Source organism: Microbispora sp. NBC_01389 (assembly GCF_045040095.1).
GTDB lineage: Bacteria > Actinomycetota > Actinomycetes > Streptosporangiales > Streptosporangiaceae > Microbispora.
The window spans coordinates 878,180-900,402 of sequence record NZ_CP109552.1; the positions used below are offsets into that span (position 1 = coordinate 878,180).

The following is a 22,223-nucleotide window of genomic DNA, read 5'->3' on the forward strand; positions in this document are numbered from 1 at the left end:
GGAATCGCTATCTTTCTTCTCATGCCGGAACAGCATGGGCGGATGCTCGCTGAGCGCTACGAGCTACGCGTCCGCATCGGTCGGGGCACCATGGGCACGGTCTGGCGAGCGTACGACCGGTCGCTGGACCGGGAGATCGCGGTCAAGGAGATCCGCCAGGATCCGGCGCTCAGCCCCCGGCAACGCCAGGAGCTGCGCGAACGCATGCTGCGTGAGGGCCGCATGGCGGCCCGCGTCAGCCATCCCTCCGTCGCCACGATCCACGACGTCATCCTGGCCGACGGCATCCCGTGGATCATCATGGAACTGGTCGAGGGCCGGTCGCTGGAGCAGGTGATCGACGAGGAGGGGCCGCTGCCGCCACGCCTGGTGGCGGAGATCGGCTGTGACCTGCTCAGCGCGCTGCGTGCCGCGCACGCGCAGCACATCCTGCACCGGGACGTGAAGCCGGCGAACGTCCTGCTGACCGAGACGGGCCGGGTCGTCCTGACCGACTTCGGCATCGCCAAGGCCCTCGGCGACACCGCCCTCACGCAGACGGGCATGGTCATCGGCTCCCCGGGATACACCGCCCCGGAGCGGGCGCGAGGCGATCACACCGGGCCGGAGTCGGACCTGTGGTCGCTCGGCGCGACGCTGTACTTCGCCGTCGAGGGACGACCGGCGTACGAACGGGCCACGGTGGGCGAGACGCTCGCGGCGCTGATGACCGAGAGCGCCGACCCGCCCGCGCAGGCCGGGCCGCTGCGCCCGGTGCTGGAGGGACTGCTGGAGAAGGACCACAGGGCGCGCCTCACACCCGAACGCGCCGCCGCGTTGCTCCGGATGGTCGCCGACACGCCCACAGGCGCGTCACCCGCCCCCGCTCAGGCTCCCCCCGCCCGCCCGGCACCCGCCAGGAAGGCGGGTGGCAGAGCGGACAGCAGGGCGGACAACAGGACGGACAACAGGACGGATCAGCAGGCCCGGCCCGAAGAGATCGCGGGGATGGCCCCCGCACCCGCCGCCGCCCCGGCACCCGGGGATGTCCCGTCAGACGTGGCTCCCAGCAGCGTGACCCCAGCCGGCGTGACCCCCAGCAGCGCGAGTCCGCCCGGCGCGGCTCCGGGCAACGCGACTCCGGGCGGCCTGGCCCCTGACAGCCTGGGCCCAGACAGCGTGGGCCCAAACAGCGGGGGCCCAAACAGCGGGGGCCCAAACAGCGGGGGCCCAAACAGCGGGGCTCCGCCCGGCGCGGCTCCGGGGGGCGAGCTGGGTGGCTACGAGGAGGACGTGAACCGCACCATGGTCGTGGCCCGCCCGACGGGCGTGCCGCGGGTGCCTCCTCCCCCGCCACGCCCCGAGCCCGGTTCAGATCCCGGTTCCGGTCCCACCGGCAGGCACGACACCACCGTCCCCGGCAGGCTGCCGGCACATCCCGGCCCACCCGCCGGTCCACGCCCCAGTCCACCCGCCGGTCCACGCCCCGGTCCACGCCCCGGTCCACCCGCCGGGCCCCACTCAGGCCCGCATTTCGGCCCGCATTTCGGCCCGCATTTCGGCCCGCATCCCTCGGCGTATCCCGGCGGGCCGGGGGTTCCCGGGCCCGGAGGCCCCGCCTGGCCCGGCGGCCCGGGCGGCGGCTCCGGGAGTCCGCTGGAGGGCCCCAGGGGTCCCGGAGGGCCGGGGGACGGCGTACCGGGGTCGAACAGCCTGGGCACGGACCTGTTCGCGATGCGCGGCCCCTCCAGCCCGGCCCCCGGCACGCGGGTGCGGGTGCTGGTGACGATGGGAGTCGTGCTCGCCGGGCTCGTGGTGCTGATCCTGCTGGCCGTCGTGCTCTTCGCGAAATGAGAGGTCTTCGCGAAATGAGGCGGCGGCCGCGGTGGGGACACCGCGGCCGCCGCCTGGGGGTGAGGCCTTACTCGGAGGAGAAGGCGGCGTCGAAGGCCGCGTCGGGTGGGGTGATGGCGTTGAGCGAGCGGATGTAGGCGAGGGATTCGGGTGCGCCGTGCAGCCGGTCCATGCCCGCGTCCTCCCACTCGATGGAGATCGGGCCGTCGTAGCCGATGTGGTTGAGCGCGCGGAAGCACTCCTCCCACGGCACGTCGCCCCGGCCGGTGGACACGAAGTCCCAGCCGCGGCGCGGGTCGGCCCACGCCAGGTGCGAGGCCAGCCGGCCCCGCCGCCCGTCGCGGGTGGCGACCCGGGCGTCCTTGCAGTCCACGTGGTAGATCTTGTCGGCGAAGTCCAGGATGAACCCCGCCGGGTCCAGACCCTGCCACACCATGTGCGAGGGGTCCCAGTTCAGCCCGAACGCCGGCCGGTTGCCGATCGCCTCCAGCGTCCGCACCGTGGTGTGGTAGTCATAGGCGATCTCGCTGGGGTGCACCTCGTGGGCGAACCGCACCCCGACCTCGTCGAAGACGTCCAGGATCGGGTTGAACCGCTCGGCGAAGTCGGCGTAGCCGGCCTCGATCATCGACGGCGGCACCGGGGGGAACATGGCCAGGGTGTGCCAGATCGACGATCCGGTGAACCCGACCACGGTCTTGACCCCGAGCTTGGCGGCGGCGCGGGCGGTGTCCTTGATCTCCTCGGCGGCGCGGCGGCGGACGCCCTCGGGCTCGCCGTCGCCCCAGATGCGGGCGGGCAGGATGCCCTTGTGCCGTTCGTCGATGGGGTGGTCGCAGACGGCCTGGCCGACCAGGTGGTTGGAGATCGTCCACACCTTCAGGTCGTACTTGGCCAGGGTCTCCAGCTTGCGCTCGACGTAGGAGTCGTCGGCCACGGCCTTGTCGACCTCGAAGTGGTCGCCCCAGCAGGCGATCTCAAGACCGTCGTAGCCCCACTCGGCGGCCAGCCGGCAGACCTCCTCGAACGGCAGGTCCGCCCACTGACCGGTGAACAACGTGATCGGCCTGGTCATCAGTCCTCCACACTCGTGCAGCGGCTACCGAGACTCACGACTCGAACCCGGTCGGCAGGTACTTGTCGGCGTTGTCCTTGACGACGGTCTCCGACGTCAGCGTGATGGACTGCGGCACCTGCTGCTCCAGCAGGTCGCTCATGCCCTTGCCCTGCGCGATCAGACGCGCCAGCTTGATCGCCGAGGCGGCCATCGTCGGGCTGTAGGTCACCGTCGCCTTCAGCACACCGCTGTCGGCCTGGATGTCACGCATCGCGTTCGCCGAACCGGCGCCGCCGACCATGAAGAACTCGCTGCGCCCGGCCTCCTTGATCGCCGCGAGCACACCGATGCCCTGGTCGTCGTCGTGGTTCCAGATCGCGTCGATCTTCTTGTGCGCCTGCAGCAGGTTGCTCGCCACCTGCGTGCCCGACTCCACCGTGAACTTCGCGTCCTGCTGCGCGGTCACCTTGAACCCGAAGGTCTTCAGCGCGTCGGCGAAGCCCTTGCTGCGGTCCTGGGTCAGCGGCAGCGTCGCGATGCCCTGGATCTCCAGGATCACCGGGTCGGCCACACCCTTGTCCTTCAGCGTCTTGCCGATGTAGTTGCCCGCGGCCACACCCATGCCGTAGTTGTCGCCGCCGATCCAGGTCCGGTACGACAGCTTGTCGGGGAACACCCGGTCGAGGTTGATCACCGGGATGCCGGCGTCCATCGCCTGACGGGCGACCTGGTTGAGCTGCTGGCCGTCGTTGGGCAGGATCACCAGCGCGTTGACCTTGGCCTGGATCAGCGACTCCACCGCGGAGATCTGCTGGTTGATGTCGTTGGTCGGCTCGACCGCCTTCAGCTCCACGTCGGAGTACTGCTTGGCGGCGTCGGCGGCGTTCTTGCTGATCGCGGCGATCCAGCCGTGGTCGGCGGCCGGGGCCGAGAAGCCGATGACGACCTTGTCGCCGGGGGTGTCGTTGCCGCCGGCGGCGGCGGCGGGGGCCGCGGCCGGGGCGCTGGCCTGCGCGGCCGGCTCGTTGCTGGTGCAGGCGGTGATGAGAGCGCCTGCGCCGATGACGGCTCCGCTCACCAGGAAACCGCGCCGTGCGACGTTCTTGTCCATATCTTTTTCTCCCTAGTTCTCTATGTGTGTGACTTGAGACTTCGCCGCTGCAGCAGCACGGCGGCGACGATGATGACGCCCTTGGCGACCAGCTGGTCGGCGGTGTTCAGCCCGTTGAGGATGAACAGATTGGTGATCACCGTGAAGATCAGCAGACCCAGGATCGAACCGATGATCGTGCCCCGGCCACCGGTCAGCAGCGTGCCACCGATGATCACCGCGGCGATCGCGTCCAGCTCGTACAGATCACCGTGCGTCGACGACCCCGTCGTGGTCCGCGCCATGATCAGGACCGCCGCGATCCCGCAGCACAACCCCGACAGCGCATACAACATCAGCGTGTGCCTGCGCACATTGATACCGGCCAGCCGCGCCGCCTCGGGGTTGCCGCCGACCGCGTACGTGCGCCGCCCGAACGTGGTCCGGTTCAGCACCAGCCACCCGACCAGCACCACCAGCGCGAACACATAGACCAGCAGCGGCAGCCCCAGCACCCGGGTCGTGGACAGATCCACGATCATCGAGTTGTCCGGCTGCACCAGCTGCGTCCGCTGGTTCGACATCCGCTGCGCCAGACCCCGCGCGGCCACCAGCATGGCCAGCGTCGCGATGAACGCCACCATCCGCCCGTAGGCGATCAGGAACCCGCTCAGCAGCCCGGCTCCGGTGCCCACCACGACCGCGCACACGATCATCACAACCGGCCCGTACGCCTGCGTGGCCAACGTGGTCGCCCACACCGACGCCAACGCCATCACCGCGCCGACCGACAGGTCGATCCCCCCACCGATGATCACGAAGGTCATCCCAACCGTGATCACCCCGATGGTCGAGGCCAGCGCCAGAATACTCACCAGGTTGGAGGAGGTGGCGAAGTTCTCCGGGCGGGTCACCACCCCCACGATCGCCAGCAGGACGAGGGCCGCCACCAGCCCGACATGCCGGGCCTCACCCACCCGGGCCAACCCCAACCGGCCCAACGGCCCGCCCGCACCCGCCGGCTTGACCGGCGCGTTGGCCGGCGCGGCCTGATCGACCTCAGTCATGGAACGCTCCTTCAGGAGAATCTGCCACCGCAGAACCCACTACCTCAGACCCAGCCGTCTCCCCAGCGGAGACCATCACCAGATCCAGCACCCGATGCTCATCCAACTCCCGCGCCGGGGCCTCATGCACGATCCGGCCCTCCCGGACCACCAGCACCCGATCCGCCAGACCCAACACCTCGGGCACCTCACTCGACACCAAAAGCACACCGATCCCGTCGTCGGCCAGCTTGCGCACCAGCGCGTACAGCTCGGCCCGGGCACCGACATCCACCCCACGCGTCGGCTCGTCCAGCAACAACAACTTGCGATCCTCGGCCAGCCACCGCCCCAGCACCGCTTTTTGCTGGTTACCCCCCGACAACGTCCGGATCGGCCGCCGCACATCCGGCGGACGGATGTCCAACGCCTCCGACAACCGCTTGGCCTCCGCGAACTCACTCCTACGATCCAGCCACCCCAGCCACCGCGGCCGCGTATACCGGCTCAACGACGCCAGCGTGATGTTCTGCGCCACCGGATGATCCAGCAACAACGCCTGCGCCTTACGCTCCTCCGGCGCAAGACCCATCCCCATCCGCACCGCCCGGCTCGTACTGCCCGGACGCACCACCTGACCGTCCAGAACCACCCGGCCACTGCCCCGCCGCGCCCCGTAGATCGCCTCCACGATCTCACTACGACCCGACCCCACCAGACCCGCCAACCCCACGATCTCCCCCGCCCGGATGCTGAACGACACATCCGCGAATCGCCCAGGCAGACTCAGGTTCTCCACCCGCAACACCTCGTCGCGGCCCTCATGAGCACCGACCTCCGGACGCGGCGGAAACACATACTCCACATTCCGCCCCGTCATCAACGCCACGATCTGCTGCGTCGGCGTGTCCTTCGCCGCCAAACCCACCGCGACCGTCGCCCCGTCCTTCAACACCGTGACCCGATCCCCGATCTGCCGGATCTCCTCCAGCCGATGCGAGATATAGATCACCGCCACCCCCTGCGCGGTCAGATCCCGGATCACCCGAAACAGGTTGTCCACCTCGTCATGCGCCAGCGCCGCCGACGGCTCATCCATGATGATCAAACGCGCCGAATGCGACAACGCCCGCGCCATACTCACAATCTGCTTATGCGCCGGAGACAACCGGCCCACCTCCATCCGCGGCCGGATCTCCCCATGACCCAACCGCCCCAACAGCTCAGCCGCCGCCCGCTCGGCCTCCCCCCGGCGCGAGAACCCCAACCGCGCCCGCTCATGACCCAGATAGATGTTCTCGGCCACACTCAACCCGTCCACCAGGTCAAGCTCCTGATAGATCGTGGCGATGCCCTGCCGGATCGCGGCCGTCGGGCTGGTCAGCCGGACCTCCTGGCCGTCGAAGGTGATCGTTCCCTCGTCGGGCATGTGCGCCCCGGCCAGAGTCTTGATCAGAGTGGACTTCCCGGCGCCGTTCTGGCCGAGCAGGCAGTGCACCTCCCCGACACGGACGTCGAGGTCGACGCCGTTCAGGGCGCGCACGCCGGGGAACTGCTTGACGATGCCTCGCATCTCCAGCAGGGACGACTCGGACGATGACGGCTGCACAGAAGCCTCCTAGGGGTGGGTGCGGCCGGGCCCCGCCCGCCTGACGGCGCCGGCTGCACCGCCGCTACGGCACCGATGTCGGCGTCAACGATGCCGACGCGGCTCCGGACAGCCGTACAGGCGGGCGGGACGTTCTTGTGGGAAAGGGCTCGGAATGGCTCGGAAGGTGGTGGTGATCCCGTCCGCCTGACCGCATGTCCCATCGCCACGGCACGCGGGATGGGCGGGGGGGAGTACCGAGCGGGGGAGCACGGTCAGGCGGACGGGACGTTCGAAGGGGACGGCTGATCAGAGGAGTGGGGGAGCGGAACCGGCTCGCGGACAGAGGCGTCCGCCGCCGGACAGGTCGTCGGAGTCCTCGATCACCCCGATGGCAGGGGTTGTCGGATCGATATGGCGGTCGGGTCGGACAGGGCTCGTTCGACGACGACACCCGCCGCCCCACGTGCCGCGGCGCCGAAGCCGAGATCGGATGCGGCGAAGCTGCAGCGTTCGACGGCGCCGGTCATGCCGAGACGCGCCAGTTCCTGCCGGGCGGCGGGGATGAGCCGGTCGGCGAGCCTGGCGAAGTAGCCGCCCAGCACGATAACACGTGGATTGAACAGGTTGACCAGCACCGACGCTCCGAGCCCGAGCCACCGGCCCACCTCCGCGACGGCGGCGTCGACCCTCGGGTCGCCTTCCGCCCGCCGCTGCTCGATCTCGGCCAGCCGCTCCTCCGGATCACGGACGACCTGCCGGCCCCTGCCGTACGCCCGGTCGGGGGTGGCCATGCGCACCAGCGCGGCCAGTCCGACCTTGGTCTCCCAGCAGCCGACGCGGCCGCAGCGGCAGGGCTCACCGGCGGGATCGACCATGATGTGGCCGACCTCCCCGGCGAATCCGTCCGCTCCGCCCAGCAACCGCCCGCCGGAGATGACACCGCCCCCGACGCCCACCTCGCCGGTGAGGTAGACCAGGTCGGACGTGCCCGCCTCGGACCCGGAGGTGTACTCGGCCAGCGCGGCGAGGTTGGCGTCGTTGTCCACCACGATGGGGATGTCCGGGCGGATGCCCGCCTGGGACAGCCGCTCCGCCACCGCCACTCCGTGCCAGCCGAGGTTCGGCGCCACGACGACGGTGCCGGTGATCGTGTCGATCAGGCCCGGGATGGCCACGGTGATCCCCGCGGGCGTCACCCCGAGCCGGTCGAGGTCGGCCAGGGTCTTCTCGACCACCAGGGCCAGTTCGTCGAGCGAGCGCTCCGGGCTGGACCCCATCGCGTCGAAGCCGACGCGCCGGTCCACGAGCACCCGGCCGGCCAGATCGGTGGCGATGGCGGCGATGTAGTCGGCGTTGACCTCCACGCCCAGTGCGCCGACCCGTGAACCGTCGAGGGCGAGCGCGACGCTCGGGCGGCCGACGGAGCCCGCGTGCTGCGGCCCCGTCTCCATCACCAGCCCGCGTGCCTGCAACTCGCTGACCAGGCTGGTGACGGTGGTCTTGTTCAGCCCGGTGGCGAGTGCGACGGCCGACCGGGAGCACGGGCCCGAGGCGCTCACGTGACGCAGCACCAGAGCGAGGTTGGAACGGCGTACGGTGGCCTGGTCAGCGGGAACACCCGCGGACAGGCCGCGACTCAGCGAGTCGCCCGTACGGCCGTCGGCCTTGCTTCGGTCCACGCCTCTCCCTCAATTAGTTCGTGTGGCTCGCCGAATTAATGCCAGCGTCTTCCGGAAGACGCAAGACTGAAACCGGTTGCAGGTTCCGTAACAGTCCGGTAACCCCAAGGTCATATAGCCGTTGAGCTGCGGCAGGGCTGCCGATGCCAACTCGTTACTCGACAGATGGGTGCAGGTCCGGACATGCTCGTGTTACAACGCTGATTAATTGATCTCAGAGACAAACAAAGGGCGGGTGAGGATCAGGTGACGTACGAGCCGAACCTCCTCCGCACCCCGGGCGGCGCGACGCCGCCCGCGGCGGGCCCCGCGGCCCTGCGCAGAGCGAACCTCTCGCTGGTGCTGCGCGAGCTGCGCGACCACGACTCCCTTTCCCGCGCCGACATCGCCGACGCGACCGGGCTGCACCGGGCCACCGTCTCCAACCTCATGGCCGAGCTGCTCGAACGGCGGCTGGTGCGGGAGGTCGGTGTCGAGCACGTGGGCGCGATCGGCCGGCCCAGAAGGGCCGTGGCAATGCACGGCGCGCACGTCGGCGCCCTCGGACTGGAGATCAATGTCGACTACATCGCGGTCCACGGCACCGACCTCAGCGGCCGGGTGCTGGTCGAGCGCCGCGTGGCCTTCGACGCGATGGGCAGCGGCGCCGACAGAGCGGTCCGCCGCCTCGGGCTCGTCGCGAAGGAGGCAGCGGAGGCGTTGGAACGTGCCCGAGCCGTCCCCGCCGGCATCGCGGTGGCCGTCCCCGGCCTCGTGGACGTCGCGCGCGGCGTAGTGACGCTCGCCCCGAACCTCTACTGGCACGACCTGCCGCTGGCGGACGAACTGACCTCCATGCTCAGGCCGCTGGACGTTCCGGTGAGAGTGGACAACGACGCCAACCTCTCCGCGCTGGCCGAGTTCACCTCGGGCGTCGCCGCGGGCACGCCCGACCTGGTCTATCTCACCGGAGAGGTCGGCGTCGGCGGTGGCATCATCTCGGGCGGCAGGCTCCTGTGCGGAGCGGACGGCTACTCCGGCGAGGTCGGGCACCTGCGGGTCGACCCGAACGGCGACCAGTGCGGCTGCGGCCGCGTCGGATGCTGGGAGACCAAGGTCGGGCTGGCCGCACTGGTCCGCGCGGCCATGCCGGAGCAGGCGTACGGGCTGCCCGGGATGCCGGTGCCCGACCCCGACGAGCGCGTGGCCGACATCGCCCGGGGCCTGACGTCCGGCGACCGGCGCATGACGCAGGCGGTCGCGCAGGTCGGCCAGTGGCTCGGGCTCGGCGGCTCGATCCTGGCCAACCTGTTCAACCCCCGCGTGATCGTGATCGGAGGCTACTTCGCCTCGCTGGCTCAGTGGCTGCTGCCCCACGCGCAGGACCAGCTGAACCGGCTGGTGGTGGCCGGCTCCGGCGCCCAGTGCCGGTTCGTCGCGTCCACGCTCGGCTTCGGCGCCGCGTCACGCGGCGCCGCGAGCATGGTGGTCGACCAGATCATCGCCGACCCGACCTCGATCCTCGATTCATTACCCCGGCCGGCAGTTCACTGACGGCCCCCACAGACCTGGAACGGCACCTTCCAGCACCCGAAACACCCCGGAATATCCACGACAACCAAGTGGCAACAAGCGCGGCGGCGCGCGCCTTGCCTGACCTTCCCCCCAGTCAGGAAAGGGTTCTCCATGTCTCCACGTTCTCGAACGTGGGCCAGGCTGCTCAACGCGGCCCTGCCAACCAACGGACAACGTCCGAAACGATTCAGTGCGGCAACGACGGCCATCGCCCTCGCCGCGCCTGTGATCACGCTCCTCGCGACGCCGGTGAGCGCCCAGGCCGCCACGACGGCGGCCGCGGCGGCCCCCGATTTCAAGGTGCTCGTCTTCTCGAAGACGACCGGGTTCCGGCACGACTCGATCCCCGAGGGGATCGCGGCGGTGCAGAAGCTCGGCCAGGACAACAACTTCGCGGTCGACGCGACCGAGGACAGCGCGGCGTTCACCGACGCGAACCTCGCGCAGTACCAGGCCGTGGTGTTCATGTCCACGACCGGCGACCCGGTGAGCACGCCGGATCAGCAGGCCGCGTTCCAGCGCTACATCCAGAAGGGCGGCGGCTACGTCGGCGTCCACGCCGCGGCTGACAGCGGCTACAACTGGGCGTGGTACGGCAAGCTGGTGGGTGCGTACTTCAAGCAGCACCCGGCGATCCAGCAGGCCACCATCAAGGTCGAGGACCCGGCGCACCCGTCCACCAAGGACCTGCCGACGTCGTGGACCCGCACGGACGAGTGGTACGACTTCCAGTCGAACCCTCGCGCCAACGTGCACGTGCTGACGTCGATGGACGAGAAGTCCTACACCGGCGGCACGATGGGCGTCGACCACCCGAACTCGTGGTGTCAGGACTACGACGGTGGCCGCTCGTGGTACACCGCGCTCGGTCACTCGAAGGCGAACTACAGCGAGCCGCTGTTCGTGAAGATGCTCCTGGGCGGCATCAAGACCGCCGCGGGTGCGGAGAAGGCCGACTGCTCGGCCTCGCAGAGCGGCAGCTTCGAGAAGGTCGCCCTGGACAACAAGACGTCCAACCCGATGATGGTGGACGTCGCCAAGGACGGCCGGGTCTTCTACATCGACCGGCTCGGCGACGTGCGGATCATCAAGCCCACCGGCGGCACCGTGACGGCGGGACACCTCAACGTGTTCACCGCCAACGAGAGCGGTCTGCTCGGCATGGCGCTGGACCCCGCCTTCGCCACCAACAAGTGGATCTACCTTTACTACTCGCCCGCGGGCTCGGAGAACGTCGACCGGCTGAGCCGGTTCACCGTCACCGGGGACACCCTGGACCTGGCGAGTGAGAAGAAGGTCATGGACGTGCCGGTGCAGCGGGCCGAGTGCTGCCACCACGGCGGCGGCCTGGTGATCGACCCCAAGACCGGCAACCTGTGGCTGGCAACGGGTGACAACACCAACCCCTTCGCCTCCGACAACTACACGCCGATCGACGAGCGGTCGGGCCGGTCCTCGTGGGACGCCCAGCGCTCCTCGGGCAACACCAACAGCCTGAGCGGCAAGCTGCTGCGCATCCACCCCGAGACGAACGGCACCTACACCGTCCCGGCGGGCAACCTGTTCGCCCCGGGCACCGCGAAGACCAAGCCGGAGATCTACGGCATGGGCTTCCGTAACCCGTTCCGGATCGGGCTGGACTCCAAGACCGGCAACATCATGCTGGGTGAGTACGGCCCCGACGCCAACGCCTCCAGCCCCACGCGTGGCCCGCAGAACACGGTGGAGTGGAACCTCATCTCCAAGCCGGGTAACTACGGCTGGCCGTACTGCCTCGGCAACAACACCCCCTTCATCGCCTACGACTTCAACACGAAGCAGTCGGGCGCGGCGTTCAACTGCGCGGCTCCGGTCAACAACTCGCCGAACAACGACGGTCTGACCAACCTGCCCGCGGCGATCCCGGCGACGGTCTACTACCACTACGCCAGAGACGCGAACGTCTTCCCCGAGCTGTCCGGTGGCGCGCCGATGGGCGGCCCGGTCTACCGCTACGACGCCGCCCTGCAGTCGACCACGAAGTGGCCGGCGTACTGGGACGGCAAGGCGCTCTTCGGTGAGTGGAACAACAACCAGATCTTCTCGTTCCAGCTCAACGAGGACGGCACCTCGCTAGTCAAGATCAACCGGATCCTTCAGACCCTGAGCTTCAAGAAGCCCATGGACATGAAGTTCGGTCCCGACGGGTCGATGTACCTGATCGAGTGGGGCTCGGGCTTCGGCGGCGACAACGCCGACTCCGGCGTCTACCGCATCGACTACGTCAAGGGCGTCCGTCCCCCGACGGCCGTCGCCGGCGCGGACAAGACGGACGGCCCGACTCCGCTGACCGTCAAGTTCAGCAGCGACGGCTCGAAGGACCCGGACGGCAAGGCGATCACCTACGCCTGGGACTTCGACGGTAACGGCACGACCGACTCCACCGCGGCCAACCCCACCTACACCTACACCCAGGCCGGCGAGTTCAACGCGGTCCTGACCGTGACGAACGCCGACGGTCTGACCGGCAAGGCGAGTGTGACGATCAACGCGGGCAACACCAAGCCCGTGGTCACGGTCGACGTGCCGTCGAGCGGCTCGTTCTTCGAGTTCGGCGACCAGGTGAAGTTCAAGGTCACCGTCACCGACGCCGAGGACGGCACGATCGACTGCGCCAAGGTGCAGATCCAGGCGATCCTGGGTCACGACACCCACGGTCACCCGCTCGACCAGATGACCGGGTGCGAGGGCACCGTGCAGACCGCGATGGGCGGCCACGGTGAGTACGACAACCTGTTCTACGTGATCGAGGCCAGCTACACCGACAAGGGCGCCGGGTCGGCCAAGCCGCTCACCGGGCGGGGTCAGGTCATCCTGCAGCCCAAGCACAAGCAGGCCGAGCACTTCAACGCCACCGGCCGCGTCACCGGCGGCGTGGGCACCGACGCCGCGGGCGTCACGGTCGAGGACACGACCGACACCGCGGGCGGCAACAAGGCCATCGCCAACATCCAGGACGGCGACTGGTGGTCGTTCGACCCGGTGAACCTGACCGGCATGACCGCCATCCGTCTCCGGGCCTCCTCGGCCGGCGCCGGCGGCACCGTGCAGATCCGGCAGGGCAACCCCGACGACGGCACGCTGATCGGCTCGGTGGACATCACGCCCACCGGCAACTGGCAGACGTTCAAGGACGTCACGGTCAACCTGACCAACCCGCCGACGACCAGTGGCCCGCTGTACTTCGTCGTGCGCAAGCCGGCGAGCGCGGCCAACAACGCCTTCCTGCTCAACTTCAACTGGGTCGACTTCATCGGCAAGGGCGCCACGGAGAACCAGCGCCCGATCGTGACCGCGACGGCGAACCCGGTCTCGGGCGTCGCGCCGCTGAAGGTCGACTTCACCTCGACCGCCACCGACCCCGAGGGTGACGCGATCACCTACAAGTGGAACTTCGGAGTCAACGGCGCGCCGCAGCCCACCACGGCCAACGCGAGCTACACCTACACCGCCCCGGGCACCTACACCGCCACGGTGACGGTGACCGACGCCAAGGGCGCCGCCGGCACCGCTCAGGTGCAGGTCAAGGTGGACGCGCCGGCCACGGTGTGCTTCAGCGGCCGCTCGGACGACTTCCTGGGCAACCAGCTCGACCGGGACCGCTGGTCGGTCATCCGGGAGAACCAGGACCTGCGGGTCGCCAACGGCAGCCTGATCATCCCGACCTCGACCACCGACATCTACGGCGCGGGCGGCAACACGCCGAACATCGTCGTGCAGCCGATGCCGTCGGGCGCCTGGACGGCCACCGCCAAGCTCACGCTGAACGCGACCAGCGCCTACCAGCAGGCGGGCCTGATCATCTACGGCGACGACGACAACTACGCCAAGATGGTGCTGCAGGGCCGGGCGACCTCCGGGACCAGCCACGCCAACCGCATCTTCCAGTTCATCCGTGAGGTGAACGGAAACGCGAACGAGGTGACGGCGAGCAACACGGCCCAGCTCGGGGACGCCTACCCCGACACGGTGTACGTGCGGTTCATGAGCGACGGCACCAACATCACCGCGCACTACTCGCCGGACGGCACCACCTTCACGGCGATGCCGGAGACCAAGCCGCTCGCCGGGATCAACAACCCGAAGATCGGCCTGATCTCGCTGGCGAACACCGGCAACCGCACGGTAATCGACGCGTCGTTCGACTGGTTCCACATCACGCCGGACGACAAGGCGACCGCGCCGACGCCGGACGACGACTTCAACGGCACCACGCTCGACACCTGCCGCTGGAACCAGAACGTGCGTTACGACGCCACGGGTGTTCGCGTGACCGGTGGCAACCTGGAGATCGACACGGCCACGGGTGACATCTACGGGACGCCCAACGACGGCACGAAGAACTTCATCCTCCAGACCGCGCCGAGCGGTGACTGGACGCTGGAGACCAAGGTCGACGGCTCGGCGCTCAACGAGCGCTACCAGCAGGGCGGCCTGATCGTCTACGGCGACGACGACAACTACGTGAAGTTCGACTTCGTCACCACCAACGCCGCAGGGTCGTCGGTGGCGCGGACGATCGAGCTCCGCAGCGAGGTCGGCGGCGTCGTGCAGAACCCGCAGCCGCAGATCGCCAACCGCACCACCGGCGTGTGGTGGCTGCGCCTGAAGAAGGTGGGCGACAGCTTCACCGGCGCCTACTCCTCCGACGGCACCACCTGGACCGACCTGACCACCAGCGGCACGATCACCCCGGTGAAGAACAGCGCCGTGGCGAACGCGTCGAAGGTCGGCGTCTACACCATCGGCACCGCCCAGGCGGCGTCCAAGACGGTCAAGTTCGACTACTTCAAGCTCGTCAAGGCGGGTAGCGAGGACAAGACCGCTCCGGTGACCACCGCGACGACCAACCCGGCGCAGCCGGAGGGCGGCTCGTTCACCGGTCCGGTCACGGTCACGCTGAACGCGGTCGACGAGGCCGGCGGCAGCGGTGTGGCCAAGACCGAGTACGCGCTGGACGGCGGCGCCTGGACGGCTTACACCGCCCCGGTCACCGTCTCCGGCGACGGCCAGCACCAGCTGACCTACCGCTCGACCGACAAGGCGGGCAACGTCGAGGCGATCAAGACGCTCACGCTGACGATCGCCACGCCGAAGGTCAATCTGACCGTCACCGCGGTCCCCCGCTGCATCGGCAGCACGGCGTACCTGGCGGTCACGGCCGTCAACGCCGGTGACGTGCCGGCGACGGTGAAGCTGGAGACCCCGTTCGGTTCGCAGACCGTGACCGACGTGGCTCCGGGCAAGCAGGCCTACCAGTCCTTCAACACCCGGACCACCCAGTTCGCCGCCGGCAAGGCCACGGTGACCGGCACCGCCACCATCGGCGGCAAGCAGGTCACCACGTCCTACGACGCGGCCTACCCCGCGGCCAGCTGCGGCTGACCGCACCGGTGGTGACAAGGCGCACGCGCTGACCCACCACCACAGCACAACCGGGGCCGGCCGGCACAACAGCCGGCCGGCCCCGCCCCCTCATAAATTCGGAGAAATCACCCCATGCGAATGACCCGCACCACCCAGATACTCGCCGCCTCCGTGCTCGGCCTCACCCTCACCGGCCTCAGCGTCTCCCCCGCCCTCGCCGGCGACGAGCCCAGCGACGGCATCGACGTCTCCGTCACCATCACCCCCACCACCACCCCCGGCCAGGTCTCCATGACCGTCGCCGACAACAACGGCGTCTCCCTCCAGGAGAACGGCTCCGACGCCGCCGCCCGCCAGTTCGTCGGCACCCTGCCCACCGTCACCGTCACCGACACCCGCCAGCCCGACGAGATCCCCGCCGGCGACTTCTGGGCCGTCGTCGGCCAGGCCAGCGCGTTCACCGCCACCGGCAGCGCCGCACCCCCCATCGGCCCCCAGTACCTCGGCTGGAAGCCCCGCCTGCTGACCGACAGCACCACCGGCGCCGTCTCCGCCGGCGAACCCATCTCCTCCGTCGTCTCCGACGGCACCGGAGCCCCCAACGTCGGTCTCCAGGGCCAGGAACTCCTCGTCTCCACCGCCGACTCCGCCACCGAGATCGGCACCTCGAAGGTCAACGCCGACCTCGCCCTGCGCACCCCCGTCGACGTCGCCGCCGGCCAGTACCACTCCACCCTCACGCTTTCACTGTTCAACCAGTCCTGACCTATCCGGGAGACATCCCGAGGAGGCAGGAACCCACCGCCCCAGTGCGAACGTCCGGAACGTGTGCGAGTCTGACTCAAACGTTCCGGACGTCCGCATTGAGACAGGAGACACCTCTGTGACCAAGAGCCGTTCGCGGGGCGCCTTCGCCCTCCTCGCCGTGCTTCACGCTGTCGGCGCGACCGTCTTGGTCGCCCTGGTCGCGTTCGCCACCCCGGCGAGCGCCGACACCACCTGGTCGGTCGTGCCGGCCGACACCAAAGGCCCCGACGGCCGCAGCGTCATCGACATCGATCTCGCCGGCGGGCAGCAGGTGACCGAGCACATCGCGGTCGTCAACCGCTCCACCCAGCCCGTCGACTTCGCCATCGACGCCAACGACGGCTACCTCACCGCCAAGGGCTACTTCGACATGCGGCCCTCGGACGTCAAGCCGACCGACGGCGGCTCGTGGATCGAGCTCCCCGAGAAGGTGACCATCGACGGCGGAGCCACCGCCGTCGTGCCCGTCAAGGTCTCGATCCCCCAGAACGCGACGCCGGGAGACCACCCCGCGGGGGTCACCGCGTCCATCGACACCGTCTCCGGCCAGGTGCGCGTCCAGAACCGGGTGGGCGTCCGCCTGAACATCCGGGTGACCGGCGACTACGTGGCCAAGGTCGCCGTGACCGGCCTGCGGGCCGACTACCACTGGTCGTGGAACCCCTTCGCCCCGGGAACGGTCGACGTGAGCTACACCCTCGCCAACGTCGGCAACGTCCGGCTGGCGCCGGACGCCCGGGTCCTGACGTCCACGTTGGTGGGTGAGAGCGTCTGGGACGACAAGTCCGAGGCCAAGGCCAGAGAGATCATGCCGGGCGGCAGCCGTAGTTTCAGCGCACGGGTGACCGGTGCCTGGCCGATGGGATCGATCGACACGACGATCATGGCGATCCCCGCTCCCGCGGGCAAGCCGCTCCCGGGCATCACCGCCGAGCGGGTGGCGAGCGTCACCTCTCTGTGGGCGCTGCCGTGGCCGCAGCTGGCTCTCCTCGCTCTCATCGTCCTCGTCCTGGTCGCCGTCCGGGTATCGGCTGTCCTGCGCCGCAGGCGGAGGGAGAAGCTGCTCGTCATGGACGGCCGGAGCACCCCGCTCAGCGCGTGAGCGCGCGGTGCCACGTCCACGAAACGCCCCCCAGCGCCACCCCGGCGAACCACCCCGAGAACCACCCCTGAACGACCCGAAGGAACGACCCGAAGGGCAGCACCACTCGTGAACAAGACACTGCGCCACGCCGTGACCCTGCTGCTGGCCGGGCTCGTGCTGGTGCTCGGCGCATCGGCGGCGTCCGCCGACAACGGACCGATCAAGCTGGAGGTGACCGGAGACGGCGGCCACAACGTCAACGTGGTGGCCACGTGGAAGAACGGCAAGCCCGTCGAGGAGATCGTCGAGGCGACGCTGACCGCCAAGTCGGCCGACGGCCGTTCCTTCGGGCCCGTACGACTCATGTCCGCGTCCGAGGGCCAGAACGTCTACCAGCCCGCGGAGCCGCTGCCGAACGGCGAGTGGAACGTCACCGTGACGGCGACCAAGCCTTCCAAGGCGCAGGCGAAGACGAAGGTGACGGCGCAGGACCTCGCGGCCTCGCCGATGGCCGCGGCCGAGGCGGCCACCCGCGACCGGGTGGCCGCGGCGGACAGCGATGACTCGACGGACTCCTCCCTGCTCAAGATCGGCCTCATCGTCCTGGTGGCGGTCCTCGCCCTCGGCGCCTTCGCCGTGATCATGCGTCGCAGAGGGCTGTACGCCCGGCGCTGACCTCGGCGGAGACGGCCCTTGTCGTCGAGCCCTCCCCGGTGCCCGGAACCACGTTCGGAGGGCCGTGGATCCGGGCAGGAAGGGCATCGACGAGCGGCCGAAGGACTGAGCATGGACGATTTCCGCATCGAGCACGACTCCATGGGCGAGGTGCGGGTGCCCGCCCGGGCCAGGTGGCGGGCGCAGACGCAACGGGCGGTGGAGAACTTCCCGGTGTCGGGCCGGGGCCTGGAGCCCGCCCACATCGCGGCGCTCGCCCGGATCAAGGCGGCCTGCGCGAAGGTCAACGCCGAGTACGGCGTGATCGACGACGACATGGCGCAGGCCGTCGGGGACGCGGCCACCGAGGTCGCCGAGGGCCGCTGGGACGACCAGTTCCCCGTGGACGTCTTCCAGACCGGGTCGGGCACCTCCTCCAACATGAACATGAACGAGGTCGTCGCCACGCTCGCGCAGGAGCGGCTGGGCCGTCCCGTCCACCCGAACGACCACGTCAACGCCGCCCAGTCGTCCAACGACGTCTTCCCCTCCTCCATCCATGTCGCGGCGGCGTACGCGGTGGTGCACGAGCTCACGCCCGCGCTGGAGCACCTGGCCACGGCGCTGGAGGAGAAGGCGACGGAGTTCGCCGGCGTGGTGAAGTCGGGCCGCACCCACCTCATGGACGCGACGCCGGTCACGCTCGGCCAGGAGTTCGGCGGCTACTCCACCCAGATCGAGCTGGCCCTCGAACGGCTGCAGGCCGCGCTGCCGCGCCTGGCCGAGCTGCCGCTGGGCGGCACGGCGGTGGGCACCGGGGTGAACGTGCCCGGCCCCGGGTGGGCGCAGGCGGTGATCGCCGAGCTGAGCCGGACGACCGGACTGCCGTTCACCGAGGCCAGGGACCACTTCGAGGCGCAGGGCGCGCGGGACGGCCTGGTCGAGCTGTCGGGCATGCTCAAGGTGATCGCCGTCTCGCTCAACAAGATCGCAAATGACCTGCGGTGGATGGGGTCGGGCCCCCGGGCCGGGCTCGCCGAGATCAATCTCCCCGACCTCCAGCCGGGGTCGTCGATCATGCCGGGGAAGGTCAACCCGGTGATCCCCGAGGCCGTCACGATGGTGGCCGCCCAGGTCGTGGGCAACGACGCGGCCGTCACCATGGCCGGGGCCTCGGGCGCGTTCGAGCTGAACGTCATGCTGCCCGTGATGGCGCGCAACGTGCTGGAGTCGATCCGGCTGCTGGCGAACGTCTCCCGGCTGCTCGCCGACCGCTGCGTCAGCGGGATCACCGCCAACGTGGACCGCCTCCGTGAGTACGCCGAGTCGTCGCCGTCCATCGTCACCCCGCTCAACCGGTACGTCGGGTACGAGGAGGCCGCGAAGATCGCCAAGCAGGCGCTCAGGGAACGCCGGACGATCCGGGAGGTCGTCATCGAGCGTGGCCACGTGGCGAGCGGCGCGCTGACCGAACGGCAACTCGACGAGGCCCTCGACGTCCTCTCGATGACCCGGCCCACATAGGAAACCGGAGAGATATGTCGCCCCCCGCCATGTGCCGGGCCCGGTGTGGTTCCTATCGTGAGGCAGCATGAGCCTTGAAGGCCGTACGGCCCTGGTCACCGGCGCGGGGAGCGGCATCGGCCGGGCGTGTGCCCGCCGTCTGGCCGCCGAGGGCGCGCACGTCGTCGTCGCGGACGTCAACGCCGAGGCCGCGGGCGGGACCGCCGCCGAGATCGGCGGGACGCCGGTGACCGTCGATCTGTCGGATCCGGAGTTCCTGGTGGCCTGGCGGGGGCAGCTGCCGCCGTCGCCGGACACCCGCCTGCGGGCCGACATCGTGGTGAACAACGCGGGGTTCCAGCACGTGGCCCCGATCGAGGACTTCCCGCCCGAGATCTTCAGCGCGATCCTGCGGGTGATGGTCGAGGCGCCGTTCCTGCTCGCCCGGGCCGTGCTGCCGGGCATGTACGAGCGCGGCTGGGGCCGCATCGTCAACATCTCCTCCGTCCACGGCCTGCGGGCCTCGCCGTACAAGGCGGCGTACGTGACGGCCAAGCACGCGCTGGAGGGCCTGTCGAAGGTGATCGCCCTCGAAGGGGCGGCGCACGGGGTGACCTCCAACTGCGTCAACCCCGCCTACGTGCGCACGCCGCTGGTGGAGAACCAGATCGCCGACCAGGCGCGTACGCACGGGATCGGCCCCGACGAGGTCGTGGAGCAGATCATGCTCGCCCCGGCGGCGATCAAGCGGCTGATCGAGCCGGACGAGGTCGCCGAGATGGTCGCCTATCTGTGCGGGCCGAGTGGGTCGTTCGTCACCGGCGCGTCGATCCCCATCGACGGCGGATGGAGCGCCCGCTGACCACCCCGGCCCCGGCGTCCGCGGAGGGCGCCCGCGCGTACCTCGACCTGCTCGCGCGGGAGGCGTCGGCGCTCGAGTTCGAGGGCCCGGTCCTCCAGGCCCGGGCGGCCGGCGCCGACGCGGCCACGCTGGAGGAGCTGGAGCAGGCCAAGGTCGCCGCGCTGAGGGTGCGGGCGATGCTGCGCCGGCGGGCCCGGCGGGAGGCCGAGCTGTCGGCGCTGTTCGACACCGCGGGCGACCTGGCCGGGCTGCGCGACCTCGACGCCGTGCTGGAGGCGATCGTCCACCGGGCCAGGCAGCTGCTCGGCACCGACATCGCGTACCTGACGCTGAACGACCCCGAACGCGGCGACACCTACATGCGGGTGACCGACGGGTCCATCTCGGCCGACTTCCGGCGGCTGCGCCTGGCGCTGGGCGCCGGGCTCGGCGGGCTGGTGGCCCAGACGGGCACGCCCTACAACACGGCCGACTACTTCGCCGACCCGCGATTCCGGCACACCACGACCATCGACGGCGCGGTCCACGAGGAGGGCCTGGTCGCGATCCTCGGAGTGCCGCTGCGGCTCGGCGCCCGGGTGATCGGGGTGCTCTTCGCGGCCAACCGCGGCGCCCGGCCGTTCGCGCAGGAGGAGGTCGCGCTGCTATGCTCGCTGGCGGCGCACGCCGCCGTCGCGATCGACACCGCCCGGCTGCTGCAGGAGACCCGCGCCGCGCTGGCCGAGCTGAGCGGGGCGAACGCGGTGATCAGCGCGCACAGCCAGGCGATCGAGCGGGCCGCCGACGCGCACGACCGGATGACCGGCCTGGTGCTGCGCGGCGGCGGCGTGGAGGACGTCGCCGCGGTGGTCACGGAGGTGCTGGGCGGACGCCTCACCGTGCTGGACGACGAGAGCCGCCCGCTCGTGGGCGAGACCCGCGAGCTCGACGCGGGCGTCTTCGACGCCGCCCGGTCGTCGCGCGCGCTCGGCCGCACGGTCAAGCGCGCCGACGCGTACGTCGCCTCGGTGGACGTGGGGGCGGCGCCGCTCTGCACGCTGGTGCTGCGGACGGACCGGCCGGTGTCCGACACCGACCAGCGCATCCTGGAACGCGCCGCGCTCGTCACCGCGCTGCTGCTGCTGTTCCGCCGCAGCGTGGCCGAGGCCGAGGGGCGGGTGCGCGGGGAGCTGCTCGACGACCTGGTCTCCCGGCCCGAGCTGCGCGGGCTGCGCGACCGGGCGCGGCGGCTCGGCGTCGACCTCGGCGCGCCGCACGTGCTGGTCGTGGCCCGGCACGACGGGCAGCGGGAGCGGGCCGCCTTCTGGGCGTCGTCGCAGGCGGCGCTCGCCCACGGCCTGGCCGCGGCGCGGGGCGACGAGGTGGTGCTGTTGCTGCCCGGCGACCGGCCGGGCCCGCTGGCCCGGCGCGTCGCCGCCGAGCTGACGGCCTCGCTCGGGCGTCCGGCGACGGCCGGGGCCGCCCCCGCGGCCGGCCCGGTCGGCCCGGTTTGCGAGCAGGGTGCCGTCCAGTCCGGCGGGCAGCGTGGCGAGCAGGGCGGCGAGCAGGGCGGCGAGCAGGGCGGCGAGCAGGGCGGCGAGCGGAGTGGCGAGCGGAGTGGCGGGCCGGTGACGTCGGTCGCCGCGGCGTACGCCGAGGCACGGCGCTGCGCCGGCGCGCTCGTGGCACTGGGCCGTACGGGCGACGGCGCGAGCGCCGAAGAGCTGGGGTTCGTGGGCCTGCTGGTGGGCGAGCGACGCGAGGTGGCGGGCTTCCTCTCCGGGGCGCTCGGGCCGGTGCTCGACTACGACGCGCGGCGGGGCACCGCCCTGGTCACGACGCTGAACGCCTACTTCGGCACCGGCGGCTCGCTGTCGCGCACGGCCGAGGCGCTGCACATCCACGTCAACACGGTCACCCAGCGGCTCGACCGGGTGGGGCAGTTGCTGGGCGTGGACTGGCAGGAGCCCGACCACGCGCTGGAGATCCAGCTCGCCCTGCGGCTACACCGGCTCAGGACCCACATGCCCGACGTGTGAGGTGTGTGGAGAAGAACCATAGGAGTGACCCCGGTCACT

General features: G+C 70.4%; 14 protein-coding genes. 9 read left to right on the plus strand and 5 right to left on the minus strand.

The features are described 5' to 3' along the window. Window positions 1-21: 21 nt before the first annotated feature. Complete coding sequence (locus tag OG344_RS04040) at window positions 22-1,833, plus strand: protein kinase domain-containing protein (RefSeq protein ID WP_405087027.1); 1,812 nt, start codon at window positions 22-24, stop codon at window positions 1,831-1,833. 67 nt (window positions 1,834-1,900) lie between these two features. Here OG344_RS04040 and OG344_RS04045 read toward each other — a convergent pair whose 3' ends face one another. The 5 genes from OG344_RS04045 to OG344_RS04065 form a co-directional block, all read right to left on the minus strand. After that, window positions 1,901-2,908 carry a sugar phosphate isomerase/epimerase family protein gene (locus OG344_RS04045; RefSeq protein WP_327047897.1) on the minus strand — a complete coding sequence of 336 codons (1,008 nt, stop codon included), beginning with the start codon at window positions 2,906-2,908 and terminating at the stop codon, window positions 1,901-1,903. A 34-nt stretch (window positions 2,909-2,942) separates the two neighbouring features. After that, window positions 2,943-4,001 (minus strand): ABC transporter substrate-binding protein, encoded by a 1,059-nt coding sequence (locus tag OG344_RS04050; RefSeq protein ID WP_327047898.1) that lies wholly within the window; start codon window positions 3,999-4,001, stop codon window positions 2,943-2,945. Window positions 4,002-4,021: 20 nt separating this feature from the next. After that, window positions 4,022-5,047, minus strand: a complete 1,026-nt coding sequence (locus OG344_RS04055) for an ABC transporter permease (RefSeq protein ID WP_327047899.1) — start codon at window positions 5,045-5,047, stop codon at window positions 4,022-4,024. Next, a complete protein-coding gene (locus OG344_RS04060) occupies window positions 5,040-6,635 on the minus strand; it encodes a sugar ABC transporter ATP-binding protein (protein ID WP_405087028.1) in 1,596 nt (531 codons plus the stop codon). The genes OG344_RS04055 and OG344_RS04060 overlap by 8 nt, the downstream gene beginning before the upstream one ends. A 362-nt stretch (window positions 6,636-6,997) precedes the next feature. Beyond that, window positions 6,998-8,296 (minus strand): ROK family protein, encoded by a 1,299-nt coding sequence (locus OG344_RS04065; protein WP_405087029.1) that lies wholly within the window; start codon window positions 8,294-8,296, stop codon window positions 6,998-7,000. A gap of 246 nt (window positions 8,297-8,542) precedes the next feature. On the opposite strand from OG344_RS04065, the gene OG344_RS04070 reads away from it, so the two are divergent. The 8 genes from OG344_RS04070 (at window position 8,543) to OG344_RS04105 (ending at window position 22,184) form a co-directional block, all read left to right on the plus strand. Then, window positions 8,543-9,829 carry an ROK family protein gene (locus tag OG344_RS04070; RefSeq protein ID WP_405087030.1) on the plus strand — a complete coding sequence of 429 codons (1,287 nt, stop codon included), beginning with the start codon at window positions 8,543-8,545 and terminating at the stop codon, window positions 9,827-9,829. A gap of 246 nt (window positions 9,830-10,075) precedes the next feature. Continuing rightward, window positions 10,076-15,274, plus strand: a complete 5,199-nt coding sequence (locus OG344_RS04075) for a ThuA domain-containing protein (protein WP_405087031.1) — start codon at window positions 10,076-10,078, stop codon at window positions 15,272-15,274. A gap of 114 nt (window positions 15,275-15,388) precedes the next feature. Further along, window positions 15,389-16,021 carry a hypothetical protein gene (locus OG344_RS04080; RefSeq protein WP_405087032.1) on the plus strand — a complete coding sequence of 211 codons (633 nt, stop codon included), beginning with the start codon at window positions 15,389-15,391 and terminating at the stop codon, window positions 16,019-16,021. Window positions 16,022-16,139: 118 nt separating this feature from the next. Further along, complete coding sequence (locus OG344_RS04085; protein ID WP_405087033.1) at window positions 16,140-17,165, plus strand: hypothetical protein; 1,026 nt, start codon at window positions 16,140-16,142, stop codon at window positions 17,163-17,165. Window positions 17,166-17,273: 108 nt separating this feature from the next. Then, a complete protein-coding gene (locus OG344_RS04090) occupies window positions 17,274-17,822 on the plus strand; it encodes a hypothetical protein (RefSeq protein WP_405087034.1) in 549 nt (182 codons plus the stop codon). Window positions 17,823-17,933: 111 nt separating this feature from the next. Next, window positions 17,934-19,325 carry a class II fumarate hydratase gene (locus tag OG344_RS04095; RefSeq protein WP_405087035.1) on the plus strand — a complete coding sequence of 464 codons (1,392 nt, stop codon included), beginning with the start codon at window positions 17,934-17,936 and terminating at the stop codon, window positions 19,323-19,325. Window positions 19,326-19,392: 67 nt separating this feature from the next. Beyond that, window positions 19,393-20,166 (plus strand): 3-hydroxybutyrate dehydrogenase, encoded by a 774-nt coding sequence (locus OG344_RS04100; protein ID WP_405087036.1) that lies wholly within the window; start codon window positions 19,393-19,395, stop codon window positions 20,164-20,166. Continuing rightward, window positions 20,151-22,184 carry a helix-turn-helix domain-containing protein gene (locus OG344_RS04105; protein ID WP_405087037.1) on the plus strand — a complete coding sequence of 678 codons (2,034 nt, stop codon included), beginning with the start codon at window positions 20,151-20,153 and terminating at the stop codon, window positions 22,182-22,184. Before OG344_RS04100 ends, OG344_RS04105 begins: the two co-directional genes overlap by 16 nt. The last annotated feature ends 39 nt before the right edge of the window (window positions 22,185-22,223 follow it).

Coding starts and splice junctions, on each gene's coding strand:
- OG344_RS04100 (WP_405087036.1), top strand. CDS start 19,393: ATGAGCCTTGAAGGCCGTACGGCCCTGGTCACCGGCGCGGGGAGCGGC.
- OG344_RS04095 (WP_405087035.1), top strand. CDS start 17,934: ATGGACGATTTCCGCATCGAGCACGACTCCATGGGCGAGGTGCGGGTG.
- OG344_RS04050 (WP_327047898.1), bottom strand. CDS start 4,001: ATGGACAAGAACGTCGCACGGCGCGGTTTCCTGGTGAGCGGAGCCGTC.
- OG344_RS04105 (WP_405087037.1), top strand. CDS start 20,151: ATGGAGCGCCCGCTGACCACCCCGGCCCCGGCGTCCGCGGAGGGCGCC.
- OG344_RS04055 (WP_327047899.1), bottom strand. CDS start 5,047: ATGACTGAGGTCGATCAGGCCGCGCCGGCCAACGCGCCGGTCAAGCCG.
- OG344_RS04045 (WP_327047897.1), bottom strand. CDS start 2,908: ATGACCAGGCCGATCACGTTGTTCACCGGTCAGTGGGCGGACCTGCCG.
- OG344_RS04080 (WP_405087032.1), top strand. CDS start 15,389: ATGCGAATGACCCGCACCACCCAGATACTCGCCGCCTCCGTGCTCGGC.
- OG344_RS04040 (WP_405087027.1), top strand. CDS start 22: ATGCCGGAACAGCATGGGCGGATGCTCGCTGAGCGCTACGAGCTACGC.